Origin of the sequence: Nocardia sichangensis (assembly GCF_047200615.1) — a bacterium.
Classification (GTDB): domain Bacteria; phylum Actinomycetota; class Actinomycetes; order Mycobacteriales; family Mycobacteriaceae; genus Nocardia; species Nocardia sichangensis.
Map to the genome: position 1 here is coordinate 99789 of NZ_JBJZOK010000011.1, position 14112 is coordinate 113900.

Annotated in this window: 15 protein-coding genes; 6 read left to right on the forward strand and 9 right to left on the reverse strand. The window is 68.3% G+C overall.

Features of this window, described 5'->3' with window-relative positions:
* Positions 1-55: 55 nt before the first annotated feature.
* Both coaE and ACL03I_RS17495 read right to left on the reverse strand, forming a co-directional pair.
* Entirely contained in the window at positions 56-1267 is a 1212-nt protein-coding gene (coaE, locus tag ACL03I_RS17490) for a dephospho-CoA kinase (protein ID WP_364430365.1), read from the reverse strand.
* Positions 1268-2357: 1090 nt separating this feature from the next.
* The gene (locus ACL03I_RS17495; protein ID WP_356967860.1) at positions 2358-2780 is read right to left on the reverse strand and encodes a MarR family winged helix-turn-helix transcriptional regulator; all 423 of its coding nucleotides are present in this window, start codon (positions 2778-2780) and stop codon (positions 2358-2360) included.
* 100 nt (positions 2781-2880) lie between these two features.
* Between ACL03I_RS17495 and ACL03I_RS17500 the strand changes: the two genes are divergently transcribed.
* Entirely contained in the window at positions 2881-4317 is a 1437-nt protein-coding gene (locus tag ACL03I_RS17500) for an MFS transporter (RefSeq protein ID WP_364430369.1), read from the forward strand.
* 72 nt (positions 4318-4389) lie between these two features.
* Here the strand turns inward: ACL03I_RS17500 and ACL03I_RS17505 are convergent, their stop codons facing one another.
* Positions 4390-4725, reverse strand: a complete 336-nt coding sequence (locus tag ACL03I_RS17505; RefSeq protein ID WP_412806485.1) for a hypothetical protein — start codon at positions 4723-4725, stop codon at positions 4390-4392.
* Positions 4726-4816: 91 nt separating this feature from the next.
* Here ACL03I_RS17505 and ACL03I_RS17510 point away from each other — a divergent pair, with 91 nt between their 5' ends.
* Positions 4817-5413, forward strand: a complete 597-nt coding sequence (locus tag ACL03I_RS17510) for a TetR/AcrR family transcriptional regulator (protein WP_364430374.1) — start codon at positions 4817-4819, stop codon at positions 5411-5413.
* 51 nt (positions 5414-5464) lie between these two features.
* On the opposite strand, the gene ACL03I_RS17515 is transcribed toward ACL03I_RS17510, so the two are convergent.
* The gene (locus ACL03I_RS17515; RefSeq protein ID WP_356967854.1) at positions 5465-6166 is read right to left on the reverse strand and encodes a TetR/AcrR family transcriptional regulator; all 702 of its coding nucleotides are present in this window, start codon (positions 6164-6166) and stop codon (positions 5465-5467) included.
* An 81-nt stretch (positions 6167-6247) separates the two neighbouring features.
* Here ACL03I_RS17515 and ACL03I_RS17520 point away from each other — a divergent pair, with 81 nt between their 5' ends.
* Together ACL03I_RS17520 and ACL03I_RS17525 are read left to right on the forward strand one after the other, a co-directional pair.
* The gene (locus tag ACL03I_RS17520) at positions 6248-6928 is read left to right on the forward strand and encodes an NAD(P)-dependent oxidoreductase (protein ID WP_379255563.1); all 681 of its coding nucleotides are present in this window, start codon (positions 6248-6250) and stop codon (positions 6926-6928) included.
* A 155-nt stretch (positions 6929-7083) separates the two neighbouring features.
* Positions 7084-7623 carry a hypothetical protein gene (locus ACL03I_RS17525; RefSeq protein WP_355078226.1) on the forward strand — a complete coding sequence of 180 codons (540 nt, stop codon included), beginning with the start codon at positions 7084-7086 and terminating at the stop codon, positions 7621-7623.
* Between the two features lie 71 nt (positions 7624-7694).
* Here the strand turns inward: ACL03I_RS17525 and rpsA are convergent, their stop codons facing one another.
* Positions 7695-9161 carry a 30S ribosomal protein S1 gene (gene rpsA, locus ACL03I_RS17530; protein WP_039797295.1) on the reverse strand — a complete coding sequence of 489 codons (1467 nt, stop codon included), beginning with the start codon at positions 9159-9161 and terminating at the stop codon, positions 7695-7697.
* 240 nt (positions 9162-9401) lie between these two features.
* Here rpsA and ACL03I_RS17535 point away from each other — a divergent pair, with 240 nt between their 5' ends.
* Positions 9402-10253, forward strand: coding sequence for a class I SAM-dependent methyltransferase (locus ACL03I_RS17535; protein WP_355078227.1), 852 nt, complete (start codon positions 9402-9404; stop codon positions 10251-10253).
* Here ACL03I_RS17535 and ACL03I_RS17540 read toward each other — a convergent pair.
* The 4 genes from ACL03I_RS17540 to ACL03I_RS17555 form a co-directional block, all read right to left on the reverse strand.
* On the reverse strand, positions 10231-10539 hold the full coding sequence (locus ACL03I_RS17540; protein ID WP_355078228.1) for a hypothetical protein: 309 nt from the start codon (positions 10537-10539) through the stop codon (positions 10231-10233). The two genes, ACL03I_RS17535 and ACL03I_RS17540, sit on opposite strands and share 23 nt — an antisense overlap.
* A gap of 101 nt (positions 10540-10640) precedes the next feature.
* Entirely contained in the window at positions 10641-10799 is a 159-nt protein-coding gene (locus tag ACL03I_RS17545; protein WP_168434213.1) for a type II toxin-antitoxin system antitoxin, read from the reverse strand.
* 12 nt (positions 10800-10811) lie between these two features.
* A complete protein-coding gene (locus ACL03I_RS17550; protein WP_355078229.1) occupies positions 10812-11696 on the reverse strand; it encodes an SPFH domain-containing protein in 885 nt (294 codons plus the stop codon).
* 80 nt (positions 11697-11776) lie between these two features.
* The gene (locus ACL03I_RS17555; protein WP_412806486.1) at positions 11777-13138 is read right to left on the reverse strand and encodes an FAD-binding oxidoreductase; all 1362 of its coding nucleotides are present in this window, start codon (positions 13136-13138) and stop codon (positions 11777-11779) included.
* Between the two features lie 71 nt (positions 13139-13209).
* Between ACL03I_RS17555 and ACL03I_RS17560 the strand changes: the two genes are divergently transcribed.
* On the forward strand, positions 13210-14109 hold the full coding sequence (locus tag ACL03I_RS17560) for a LysR family transcriptional regulator (RefSeq protein WP_412806487.1): 900 nt from the start codon (positions 13210-13212) through the stop codon (positions 14107-14109).
* The last annotated feature ends 3 nt before the right edge of the window (positions 14110-14112 follow it).

Here is a 14112-nt window from a genome sequence, read left to right on the forward strand (position 1 = left end):
CGGACCTGCGCACACCCGACCCGATCGGCGCGGCGGACGGCCGGGGCCGGAGCGGCTAAGGCGCCGACGACTCCCGCCAAGCGAGCGCCCGCGGATACGCGGCGTCGAACCAGGGCTCTTTGACGTCGAGGTAGGCGGCGGTGGCCTCCGCACCCGTCAGCCCTGCCGCCTTGGCTTCACCCTCACGCTTGACGGCGAGATACTCCGCGCGAGCCCCGGCGTCGGCGCGCAGCCAATCCCGCAGCAGCAGCGCGTACTGCTGCCCCGGCGAACCCTCGACGCGCACGTGCACGTTGGCCAGCCGGCCGGGGTCGGCGCTCTGGTGGAAGCGCTTGCTCCACAGCGCGGTGTCGACGCCCGCCGGGTCCTGCGGCGTCGGCTTGGGATTGTCCTGGGTACTCTCCGGCCGCGCCGGGAATCCCGCGGCGGCGATGGCATCGCGCAGGCCGTCGGCGGCGGCCAGGTCGGCGACCGTGATCTGCAGATCGATGACGTCCTTGGCGGGCAGGCCCGGCACAGACGTGGAACCGACGTGGTCGATCCGGGAGGCGGCGCTGCCGCAGGCCACCCACAGCCGGGCGATCAGCCGCTGCGCCTGCGCGGGCCAGGCCGGATCGGCGGGCACCAGCCGGATGTCACCGCGTCGCGCGGGCGTCCCGGCGCGCAGGTTGCGCTCGAAGGGCACCAGGCGCTCCGCCCACAGCGCGCGTACCTCCGCCTCGACCTCACCCGGCGCGCCACTGTTGTCCAGCAATACATCGGCAACGGCTCGGCGCTGCTCGTCGGTGGCCTGCGCCGAAATACGCGCACGCGCATCGGATTCGGCGACACCACGGAATTCCACCAAACGGCGAATTCGCGTTTCCGCGTCGACGTCGACGATGAGCACGAGATTCATCAACGGCGCCAGGCCGTTTTCCACCAGAAGCGGAATATCCTGCACCACAACGGCGTCCGCGGGTGCGGCCGCGATCAATTCCGCGGTACGTTTTCCGACGAGCGGGTGCACAATCGAATTCAGTCTCGCGCGCGCCGCGTCGTCACCGAAGGCCGCGGCGGCCAGGGCGGGCCGGTCGAGACTGCCGTCCGCGGCGAGGATGCCTGCGCCGAACGCCTCCACCAGCGCGGCGAGTCCCTCGGTGCCCGGCTCGACCACCTCCCTGGCGATGAGGTCGGAATCGATGACCACCGCGCCGAGGTCGGCCAGTGCGCGAGCCACCGTCGACTTCCCCGCTCCCATGCCTCCGGTGAGGCCGATTCGTAACATTCGACCAGTCTCGCATCCGGGCCTGGCAGGAGCCTGTGCTGCCCCGAACGCGTCGGCGACGGTCCGCCTCGTAGGCCCGGCCCGTCGACGGGCGATCCGGCCGATTACCCGATGCGGTCGCGTATTCCACCGCCCGGGAAGCCATTTGCCCGATCCGTGACAGCGCCGAGACCGATTCGCAACAATTCCGGATGTTTACGGTTCGGCCGCGACGACTTTCCGACACGCCGAGGCAATTACTCGGGCAAAATACTCTGCCGATCAGTTTCGTTCCGCTAATCTTCGCCGTGGCGATCCAGGCCGACACCAGCGAAGCAAAGGAACACCATTGGGCACCAGAATCAACCGGGCGGGTCGCCACCGCCTGGGCATGGCGGGGCGAGTGCACTGCATTCAGATCCCCGCTGTCGCGGCGGCGCTCGCCGAGCACCGTCGCTCTTGGTTCACCGCGTTCATCAGTCCCGCGCGGCACAGTTTCGCTGCCATGCGGAACCGTCCGGCCGCACCCGCGGTCCGGTGGGTACCTGCTACCGCAAGCTGAACCCGAGCTCGAAGTGGCCCAGCCTCTCGCCAAGGCTGGGCCACTGTTTTGCGTGCCAACGGTGAGCGCGGTTCCCGGTGCGCGACATCGGCCGGACAGAATGTAAGTACAGATGCAAGATCGATCGCGGGCCGCGACAGTGAACTCGCTTCCGGCGGAACTCCGCGCCGACCGTCCCCGAATAAGCCGTGCCTCCCCGAGCGCGAACTCCGAGCGGCCCGGATGCCCGGGCGACATCGTAAATAATTACGAAAGTTCTCCTCCGATTCGGTGACGAAGCCGTGCGCCGCCACGGCATGCACTCGGTTTCGATTCGTGACCGTCACCGGAACGAGAGAAAAACATCTCCGAAACCGCCGCCGTTTCCACCGCTTCTCGCGCAACTCGACCCACTGAACGGTCCCAAAAGCGCCGACAACCGAATTCCCGGCATTATCGCCAGCGGGATATCGCCTTTCACCAGCGGCCGAAGCCTTTCGGATTCTCGATGTGGTGCGTCTCCTGGCAAACCATCCGCAGCGAGCCGGGCTAGCGGGTCTCTCGCGGCGCTCAGCCCGACGTCACGCGGCGCAGCAGCCCGTACAGTTGCCTGCGCTCCGGTTCGTCGAGCACGGCCAGTGCGGGCACGTTGTCGAACACCTCTCGATCGAGAGTTCTCCGGAGTTCCTCTCCCCGCTCGGTGAGAGTCAGCAGGCGCGCGCGGCGATCGGTGGGGTGCACCTCCTTGCGCACCAAGCCCAGCGCCTCCAAGCGGTCCACCATGGTCGCGGTATTCGACAGGTCGGCACCCAACTGACGGGAGAGATCCTTCGGCGTCATGGGCGTAGCCAGTCGCCCCAGCGCCTTGGCCTGCGCCGGGGTCACGCCCAAACGCGCTGTGGCAGCGGCGAAATGCGCACGCACCAGCCCGACCGCGCGCTGCAGCACGTCGACCAACTCCGCCATGCTCGGCACCTCTTGCGGTTCGCTCACCGGCACAGCCTACCCACGGCACACTAATTAGTGGTTGACCACCATTAAATCGGATGTCACCATAGCTCGGTAATAGTGGTACACCACCAATGAAGGAACCATGACTACTTCGACGATCGCACCGCGCCCCGGCCTGAGGTCCGGCTATCTGGCGTTGACGCTGTTGTGCTCGGTGCAGATGATGCTGAATCTCGACGACACCGTGGTCAACGTCGCACTGCCCACCATCCAGCGCTCGCTGCACATGTCCGAAAGCGACCTGACCTGGATCGTCAACGCCTACCTCCTGCTGTTCGGCGGGTTCCTGATCTTCGGCGGACGTTGCGCCGACCTGTTCGGCGGCAAGCGCGTCTTCCTGGTGGGCGTCACCGTGTTCGCGGTCGCGTCACTGACCACCGGCCTCGCGCAGAACGGTTTGATGGTGGTGGCGAGCCGCGCGGGTCAGGGCATCGGCGGCGCTCTCGCCAGTCCGGCCGCGCTGAGCATCGTCGCGGGATTGTTCACCGACCCACGGGCACGAAGTCGCGCCTTGGGCATCTGGGCCGGCCTCGGCGGCTTGGCTGCCACGCTCGGCGTGGTGCTTTCCGGCGTCATCACTCAGTACGCGAGCTGGCGATGGTGCTTCTTCATCAACGTGCCGGTGGCGCTGATCGCCCTGGTCGCCATCCCACGACTGGTCGAGACGGGAACCCGGAGCGAGGCCGTGCGGCCGCGCATCGACGGGCTCGGCGCAGCCCTGATCACCGCGGCGGTCGCGGCGTTCGACTACGGGCTGATCGACAGCGGCCGAGCATCCTTCGCCGCGACGGCGTTCCGGCTGGGTGCGGGTCTCGCGCTGCTGCTCGCGTTCCTCGTTCGCGAACGGCGCCACGCGTCCCCCCTGATTCCCTTGTCGTTCTTCCGCGATCGGGATCGGGCGGTCGCCAACGCGGCCAACGTCCTGTTCTGCTCGGCGATCCTGTCGATGTTGTTCTTCCTCACCCTCCACCTGCAGCAGGTCATGCACTACAGCCCGGCCCGAACCGGAGCGGCCTGGCTGCCGTTCTGCGCGTTGGTGATCGCGGGCTTCGCGACTTCGGCGGCCCTCACTCCACGTTTGGGCGTCCGCTGGGTTCTGACCACCGCGATGGTCGCCTGCGGTCTCGGCATGCTCGCGCTGTCGCGGCTGTCACCCACGGGAGGCTATCTCGAGCTGTTGCCGGGCATGCTGGCCGCCGGGTTCGGAATGGGCTTGGCGTTCGTGTCGATCACCATCGCGGCGGTCGGTGAAACCCACGAGGACATCACCGGACTGGCCTCCGGACTGGTGACGACGACGCAACAGCTCGGCGGCGCGTTCGGGCTCGGCGTGCTCAGCACCGTCGCGATCAGCCGCAGCACCGCGTTGCTCGAGTCCGGGATCTCCACCGAATCCGCACTCACCCAGGGATTCCGGCTCGCATTCGAAATCAGCTCGGCGATTCTCGCGGTGGCGGCGATCCTCGCGGCACTCGGCATCACAGCGAAAGCCGGCACCGCTCCGGCACCGGCTCGCTGAATTCATGGACCGGCGACGGCGAGACACCTCATCGGATGCCTCGCCGAAGCCGCACCAGCCCGGAACGCGGGGTCAGGCAGTCGTACCCGCGTGCATCTGCCGAGGCGGATTCGGCAGCCCGAGTGCGGTATTGAGGCGGTAAGCCCCACCCAGACCGTGGAAGACCGCCATGCTCAGGCCTCCGATGCCGATGCTCACCGCACCGACCCATGGATGACTCGCCAAGTCGGCCCAGTACACCAGCAGCGCCGTCAGCAGCAGTCCGAGGAATCCGGCCACGGAGTTGCGCACGGGCGCGTTACCCGTGACGTTCGGGAACTCCTCCCCCATCATCCCTTTCACGAAATGCGGAACGGCGTTCACTCCCAGGACCCCGGCACCGAGGGCCAGGGCGACAGTGGACCACATCGCTACCACCTCACTCTCCAATTCGGTCAACAGTTGTAGACCGAAAGCTACCCCTGCGCGGCCTTTGAGTCAACGCACGTAGACTGAATTCATGGATGCCACTCCCACCCGAGCCCAGCAGCGCCGCAACACAGAGGAACGGATCCTGGCGGCGGCGGGCCGGTTGTTCGCGGAGATCGGCTACGACCGGACGACCATCCGGGCCGTCGCGACGGAGGCGGACACCGATCCGAGCCTGGTGATGCGCTATTTCGGATCGAAAGAGAATTTGTTCGCGCGGGTCGCGGTCTTCGCCGACGACCACCCGATCACCGGGACGCCGGAGCAGGTCGCCGAACTCCTGCTCGACGCGCTCGCCATCAAGCTCGCCGACCAGCCGGTCAACACGCTGGCGGCGATCCGCTCGATGCTCACCCACCCGGACGCCGCCGACGAGGTACGCGCGGCCATGACCGCGCGACAGCGGGAAGCGGCCGGGCAGTTGCGCGACGACGAGGCGGACCTGCGCGCCGGATTGCTGGGAGCCCTCACCATCGGCGTGGTGATCGGCCGTCATCTGCTCGAACTCGATGGTCTGCGCGACGCGCCGCCGCAGCGCATCATCGCCTTGCTGCGCAACGCCTTTCACGACATCGCGCACGGCCCCGCCGAACCAGGATCGCACGAGGGAACACGACCGGCACGCTAGACCGTCCGAGCTCCGCGACGCCGCTGCGGAACCGCCGCCGAACCCGACGGGCTAGAAGCCGAGCGAACGAACCAGGTCGCGCATCTCGGCGCGGAACAGTTTCCCCGGGTCCTGCGACTGTGGACGCAGGTGGCCGTACACCTCCAGTGCGATCGGGCCGTGCATCCGGCCCCACAGACGCAGGGCGAGGGCGAGCGCGTCGGGAGGTAGATCCGGGAAGTCGGACCGGACATGGTCGACCAAGCTCGCGTCGAAGTCGGACCACGTGCAGTCACCCGCGGACTGGGTAGCCGCGGCCCGTGGCCACGCGGCGGCCGCGAGACCGACCAGGCCGGTACAGGCGCGTAATTCGGCCGCGCCGGCGGGTCCGCCCGGCGGCGGCCGATAACCGGGCACCGGATCGCCGTAGATGAGCCGGAATTCGGCGGGCCGTTCGATTGCCCAGGCGCGCACGGCCTCGGCCCAGGCCATGATGCGTCCGGCCGGATCCGCCGCCGGAACGGCGTCGCGCGCCGCTTCCAGCCGGTCGACCAAGGCGGTGTAGACGTCCGAGATGAGGGTGGAGATCAGGTCGTCGCGGGTGGCGAAGTAGCCGTAGATCGCGCCCGCCGTCATGCCCATTTCGCGAGCGATGGCGCGCAGCGAGATCGCGTCGGGACCGCCCTCGGCGAGCAGCCGCATCGCGATCGTCGTGATGTCCTCCAGCGTCTGGGCGCGCAGGCGCTCCCGGCGACTTCTCACGATCTCGGCCACGGTTGACACCCTACAGCGTTTGGGTACTATCTGCCGTGTTGTTACTGAACGGCGTGTAGTAAATGAACATTGCTAAGGAGAATGGTGGACATCGGAGTTTTCGGGGCGACCGGCGTCATCGGGTCGCGCGTGGTCACCGAAGCGCTGCGGCGGGGGCACCGGGTCACCGCGTTCACTCGCGACGCGGCGCGTGTCCCGACCCGCGGGGGGAGCGCGACGTGGGCGGTGGCCGACTGGCTGGATACCGACAGCATCGCCGAGGCCATAGCCGGGCTCGACGTCGTCGTGAGCGCGGTGAACGCCGGGCACGGCATCGCCGACACCATCGCCAGAGCGGACGACTTCGTGGCGGGCGCGCGGGCGATGGTCGCCGCGCTCGACCGGCAGCCGCGCGTCCGGCTGATCGCGGTGGGCGGGGCGGGCAGCCTGGAAGTCGCGCCCGGCATCCAATTACTGGACACCGGAGACGATTTCACTCGCACCCTCACCGAAGTGCTCGACGTTCCCGCGGACTACGCGCGGGTGGTGCGCGCATTGCGCGACGCGTTGAACATCTATCGGCTGTCCAACCGCAATTGGACCTACCTGAGCCCCTCCTCGGGGCGGATCGCTCCGGGCGAGCGCACCGGTCGCTTCCGGATCGGCGGCGATCAACTCTTGGTCGGCGGCGGAGACCTCTCCGCCGAAGACGTGGCGGTCGCCCTCATCGACGAGGCCGAGCAGCCGCGTTTCGTTCAGCGCCGCTTCACCGTGGGCTACTGAGGCGGGAGTCGCCTGCCGAACAATCCGGAGCCTACGGGCGAACAGCCGGGCGCCGCGCACGGTTTCTGTCGGACCCCTCCGGCACAATAAGGGATGTCGGACGTCGATCAGGTTGCCACACAAAGTAATCCGCAACCCGAGAGATAGGGGTCACCATGCCCGACGTCCTTGCTTCGACGCCCGACCGTCTCACCGTGGACCACGAAGAGCTCGTGGCCTTCGCGGCGGAGATCGAGCGGCACCGTGCCCTGCTGCGCCCCGCCGCGGAGGATTACCGGTACCGCGTGGCCCAGCGGATCGAGCATCTGGACCCGTCGGACCAAGAGCCGTTCCTGCGGCAGGCGGAGCAATTCGTCGAGTCGCTGCTGATCGACCCGATCCGGCACAACACACTGGATCTGGCCGCTTACCGGGCGATCCGGGACGGTGTTCCCGTGCGGTTCGACGCCGAACGTCGAGCCTACGTTCTGCGTCGATCGGAGCGGGAACCGCTGGTGATTCGCCCCGGCTTGCCGGAACATCGGCTGGGCGTCATCGCCCGGCTGGCCTCGCTCGGGTTGCGGCTCGAGCAGATTCAGGTCGTCGCGCTCACCACGGCCCAGATGGTGGCGCCACATGAGGCGCTACGGCCGCCCGCTCACGCGCCACGAGTGCAACGCGGCACGACGAAAGCCTCACGGCACGAGAACGACTGAAAAACTCACCGAAAAACGACTGTGCCCCAACCGAATCCCGGTTGGGGCACAGTCGTTCAGCCTATTGCCGATCAGGCGTTGCCGGACAGCTTCTCACGCAGAGCCGCCAGCTGGGCGTCGCTGGCCAGCGAACCGCCGGCGGGCTCGGCCTGGCCCGCGGAGGACTGCGAACCGCTCTCGGAGGAGTAGTTCGACGCGCCGCCGCCGTTCGCGGCCTCGGCCGCGGCGTCGGCCGCCATCTTCTCCATCTGCGCGGTGTGCATCTTGTGGCGACGCTCCGCCTCGGCGTAGCGGCCCTCCCACTCCTCGCGCTGCTTGTCGAAGCCCTCGAGCCACTCGTTGGTGTCGGGGTCGAAGCCCTCGGGGAAGATGTAGTTGCCCTGCTCGTCGTAGCTGTCGGCCATGCCGTACTTCGACGGGTCGAACTCGGCGTGGTAGTCCTCGTTGGCCTGCTTGAGGCTCAGCGAGATCCGGCGACGCTCCAGGTCGATGTCGATGACCTTGACCATCGCGTCGTCGCCGACGGCCACGACCTGGTCCGGCACCTCCACGTGGCGCTCGGCCAGCTCGGAGATGTGCACCAGGCCCTCGATGCCCTCCTCGACGCGGACGAACGCGCCGAACGGAACGAGCTTGGTGACCTTGCCCGGCACGATCTGGCCGATCGCGTGGGTGCGGGCGAACTGACGCCACGGGTCTTCCTGGGTCGCCTTGAGCGACAGCGAGACGCGCTCGCGGTCCAGATCGACGTCGAGCACCTCGACGGTGACCTCGTTGCCGACCTCGACGACCTCGGACGGGTGGTCGATGTGCTTCCAGGACAGCTCGGAGACGTGCACCAGACCGTCCACGCCGCCCAGGTCGACGAAGGCGCCGAAGTTGACGATCGAGGAGACCACACCCTTGCGGACCTGGCCCTTCTGCAGCTGGTGCAGGAACTCGCTGCGCACCTCGGACTGGGTCTGCTCCAGCCAGGCGCGGCGGGAGAGCACGACGTTGTTGCGGTTCTTGTCCAGCTCGATGATCTTGGCCTCGATCTCCTTGCCGACGTACGGCTGGAGATCGCGGACGCGCCGCATCTCGACCAGCGACGCGGGCAGGAAGCCGCGCAGGCCGATGTCGAGGATCAGGCCGCCCTTGACGACCTCGATGACGGTGCCCTTGACGGCCTCGTCCTTCTCCTTGAGCTCCTCGATGGTGCCCCACGCACGCTCGTACTGCGCCCGCTTCTTCGACAGGATCAGGCGGCCTTCCTTGTCCTCCTTGGTGAGAACAAGGGCCTCGACCTCATCGCCCACGGAAACGACCTCGTTGGGGTCGACGTCGTGCTTGATGGAGAGTTCACGAGAGGGGATGACGCCTTCGGTCTTGTAACCGATGTCGAGCAGGACCTCGTCGCGATCGACCTTGACGATGGTTCCTTCGACGATGTCGCCGTCGTTGAAGTACTTGATCGTGGCGTCGATGGCGGCGAGGAAATCCTCGGCGGAGCCGATGTCGTTGACGGCTACCTGCGGCGAGGTGACGGTGGTGGGCATATGTCGGTTTGCTCCGGACGGATTGTGGTCGGTTGCGGACATTGGAACTTTCGGTACGCTGCGATCTCACCGCGAGGTGTGAAGACGGACACTAGGAACGTACCGCACGCGACGCGCGTGAAACTCAGCACGGGTTGAACTTCGGTACGGCTGTACGGAAGACACTCGCGCGTTCAGCGTACGCGACCTCGGTCCGGGCGGGCAAACCGGTCGGGTCGCCACGCCGATAGTCTGATCGGCGTGTCGGAAGATCGCCATGCGCAAGCAAACGCACTGCTCGGAACGACGGGCACGGTGCGGACCCGGATCGGATCGGCGGCCAGCAGACTGGCCAGCAGGCGATGGTGGGACGCCGACGCCGCGCAGTACCACGAGACGCACGCGGAGTTCCTCGGCGTGGACTCCCCCGGCGGCGAGTTCGTGTGGTGCCCGGAGGGCCTGCACGAAGGCGACATGAGATTCCTCGGCGACGTCACCGGCAAAGCAGTGCTGGAGATCGGCTGCGGCTCCGCTCCGTGCTCGCGCTGGCTGGCGGGGCAGGGCGCGCGTCCCGTCGGGCTCGACCTGTCGCGCGGGATGCTCGAGCGGGGCCTCGCGGTGATGGCGCGCGGCGGCCCGCGAGTGCCGCTGGTGCAGGCGGACGCCGAGGCCCTTCCGTTCGCGGACGCGTCGTTCGATCTGGCCTGCTCGGCGTTCGGCGCGGTGCCGTTCGTCGCCGATTCGGCGCAGGTGATGCGCGAGGTCGCGCGAGTGCTGCGCCCCGGTGGGCGCTGGGTGTTCTCGGTGAACCACCCGATGCGCTGGATCTTCCCGGACGATCCCGGCCCGGCGGGCCTGACCGCCACCATCCCGTACTTCGACCGCACCCCTTACGTCGAGGTCGACGGCGACGACGTGCCCACCTACGTCGAGCACCACCGGACCATCGGCGACCGGGTCAGGGAGATCGTCGCGGCGGGCCTGGTGCTGGAGGACATCGTCGAACCGGAGTGGCCGGAATGGCTCGACCGCGAATGGGGGCAGTGGAGCCCGCTGCGCGGTGAGCTTTTCCCCGGTACGGCCATCTTCGTCACGAGGAAGCCCGGGCCGTGAGGCGGCGGTCATCGACCAGCTCGAGGATGGAGACCTCGTGGCTGACCAGTAGCATCTGCGTCCGCGGCAGGTCGATCAGCTTGTGCAGACCGTCCCGGAAGGCTTCGGCCTCCGCCATGGTGTCGAAGTCCAGCTCGATGAGCACCCGGTTGGGGTTGTGCGTGAACCGCGCCACCCGGCAGTTGCGGGCTCCCGCCTCGGTGTAGTACTGCACCAGACCGTCGAAGGCGGGCTTCCACGTCTCGTAATCGCGGACGGTGTCATCGATGTGCACGACCGTGGTCATCATTTCCCCTTTCGGTTCCGATGGCCGGACATTTGCTGACACCTTGCAAGTCTTCGCGCCCTCGGGCCGGGGCACCATCTCTGATCGGTATCGAGGTCGTGTCACTGCGACTTCGGTTTGCGTCCGGCCTGCTCCAGCGCCAGGCGCAGCGCGTACTCGATCTGGGCGTTGATGCTGCGCAGGTCGTCGGCCGCCCACTTCGCGATGGCGTCGTGGACGGCCGGGTCCAGGCGTAGCAGCAGTTTCTTGCGCTCGGCCATGGGCAGCCCGCCTCAGGAGTAGAGCGAACCGGCGTTGACGACGGGCTGGGTGGGACGGTCACCGCACAACACGACGAGCAGGTTCGACACCATCGCCGCCTTGCGCTCCTCGTCCAATTCCACCATGCCCTCCTGAGCGAGCCGCTCCAGCGCCAAGCCGACCATGCCGACCGCGCCCTCGACGATCCGGGTCCGCGCGGCGACCACCTGGGCGGCCTGCTGGCGGACCAGCATGGCCTGGGCGATCTCGGGCGCGTAGGCGAGGTGGGTGATCCGCGCCTCCAGCACCTCGATACCCGCCATTTCGGTGCGTTCACGCAGTTCGACGGTCAGTTCCCCGGCCACCTCCGCGCCGTCGCGCAGGCTGGTGCGGTCGGCCTCGTGCGCGTCATACGGGTGCGTCGTGGCCAGGTGCCGGACGGCCGCCTCGGACTGGGTCTCGACGTACTCCTCGTAGTCGTCGACGGCGAAGGCCGCCTTGAAGCTGTCCACCACCCGGTAGACGACCACCGCGGCGATCTCCACCGGGTTGCCGTCGGCGTCGTTGACCTTGAGCTTCTGGGTCTCGAAGTTCCGCACGCGCAGCGAGATGCTCTTGCGGTCGGTCAGCGGGAGCACGGAATAGAAGCCGGGCTCGCTCACCGAGCCGACGTAGCGGCCGAAGAACTGCACCACCTTGGCCTCGTTCGGGTTCACCACGGTCAGCCCGGTCGCGAGCAGCAGCAGGACGACGACCACGACGACCGCCGCCACCGCACCGGCCACCGCGAAGCCGTTGCCGTCCCTGGCGCCCACGGCGAAACCGAGCGCCGCGCCGCCGCCGAACAAGACCGTGAGCACGAACCACCCGAGCAGCACCAGAAAGCCGTCGACGTGGAACGCGGATCGAAACTGCATGACATTCTCCCAATATCAGAGTGATATCACGAAGATAGCATGACGCCGCCGCGCCACACCAGGGCGCGGCGGCGGTGCGATCAGCGGCCTTCCGGCCGGATGTTGCGGTTGAAGCGGAACAGATTGCGCGGATCGTGCTCGGCCTTGAGCGCGGCCAGCCGGGCGTAGGTGTCGGGCCGGTAACCCGCGCGGGTCTGCGCCTCGTCCGCTTCGGCGCCCGCGCCGTAGAGGAAATTGAGGCTGTGCCCGAGCGTCCACGGCGTCAGCGCGGCGCGGATCGCGGCGCGAGTCGCGGCATCCTCGGGGCCGGTGATGATTCGCACGACATACGCGGCCTCGCGATGATCCACGGCGATGCCGGCATCGCTCGGGCGGGCCAGTGCCCCGCCGAGATGACGGACGTCGACGACCGCGCCCGCCCCGGAATCCGGGCCCGCGGCGGCGAGCAGGGCAGCGGCCGTCTCCTCGGTGAATTCGCCGAGTAGCGCGTTGGTAGCGGCATAGGCGTGTGGATGATCAGGGTCGCTGTGAATGGTGTGCGACTCCGGGTACGGCATTTCGCGCAGATCGTCCTTCAGTCGTTCCCCCACCGCCCGCAGCGGCGCGACCAGCCGTTCCCCTTCTTCCGCGGGCCCGTTGTAAGCGATCCGTGCGGAGGCGATGTACCGTCCGCGCAGCGGCTCGGGCACCTGGGGGATATCCGGGAAGGCGAGCATGGTGACCGTCGAGGTGAGGTCCTCCGGCACGGTCGCGGTCCACCGTCGCCACGCGTCCAGCGCCCGCTCGACCAGCGGCGTGTCGAACACCAACTGTCCGCCGTACACCGTGGTGACCGGGACCAGGCCGACTTCCAGCGCGGTCACGACGCCGAAGTTGCCCCCGCTGCCGAGTACGGCGCCGAACAACTCGTCGTCCGGCGTCAGCGTGCGCACCCGGCCGTCGGCGGTGACCAGCTCGATCGATCGCACGTGCTCGGCCGCGTACCCGAACCGGCGCGCGAGCAGACCGACGCCGCCGCCGAGCAGATAGCCGACCACGCCCACCGACGGCGACGAACCGTTCAGCGGCGCCAGTCCGTGCTCGGCCGCCGCGTCGACCAGCGCGCCCGCCCGCACTCCCGCGCGGACATGCGCGGTCCGGCGCACCGGATCGATCCGGATGTCGGTCATGCGCCCGGTGCTGATCAGCACACCGCCGTCCGCGGCGACCGACAGTCCGTGGCCGGTGGCCTGCACGGCGATCGGCAGATCGTGGCGCGCGGCGTATTCCACGGCCGCGCGCACGTCCTCGGTGTGCACCGCGCCCACGATCAGCGCGGGCCGATGGGTGTAGGCGGTCTGGAACCCGGCGATCTCCGCGTCGTAACCGTCGTCGCCAGGGCGGAAGACCGGGCCGGTGAAGATGTCGCTGTTTTCTTCGATCTGTGCGGCGTTGTTTCCCATGGCTTCGACCCTGCCCGGCCAGGGTGAAGAAGTAAAACAGATAGTTCTTCTAGTTCCTATAATGATCGATTATGGAGCTGCGTCAGCTACGGTACTTCGTCACGGTCGCCCAGGAAGCGAGCTTCACCCGCGCGGCGGCTCGGCTGCATCTGGCCCAACCCGGCCTGAGCGCCCAGATCCGGCAGCTGGAGCGCGAACTCGGCCAACCGCTGCTCGACCGTGGGGGGCGTACGGTGACCCTGACCGAAGTGGGCGCCGCCGTTCTGCGGCACGCGCAGGCGGCGCTGGCCGCCGCCGAGCGGATCACCCATACGGTGGACGAGTTCAGCGGGTTGCTGCGGGGTCAGGTCCGAGTCGGCCTGATCTCGGGAGCGGCGGTCGAGGAGTTCGACGTCGCCGCCGTGCTCGCCGAATTCCACGGGGACCACCCCGAGGTCGGCATCAGCCTCACCGAGGACACCTCCGAGCGGATGCTCGCCGCCCTCGGCCGGGGTGATCTCGACATCGCCCTGATCGGGATGACCGGCGCGGACCTCGAACCGGGCATCGGCATCGAAGTGGTGCTGGAGACCGCGGTGGTCGCCGCCGTCGCGGTGGCGGACCTCGACTACGGCGCGGAGATCCCGCTGACCGCGCTGCGGGATCGTCCGCTGATCTGTCTCACCCCCGGCACCGGAATCCGCGGCGTCTTCGAGCGGGCATGCGCCGCGGCGGGATTCGAGCCCGCGATCGCCTACGAGGCGGCGGCGCCCGCGCTGCTGCTGCGCTTGGCCGCGCGCGGTCTCGGTGTCGCGGTCGTGCCCGCGCTCAGCACCGAGGAGGCCGCGGCCTTCGGGGTGCGGACCGTCCGGATCGTCGAACCGGAACCGCGCGGGCGCCTCGCATTGGTCTGGCGCACCGACCGTCCCGCGAGTCCGGCAGCCAAAGTGCTGCTCGGACAGCTGCGCATCGCGCTGCGCGCCGGGACGTAACCC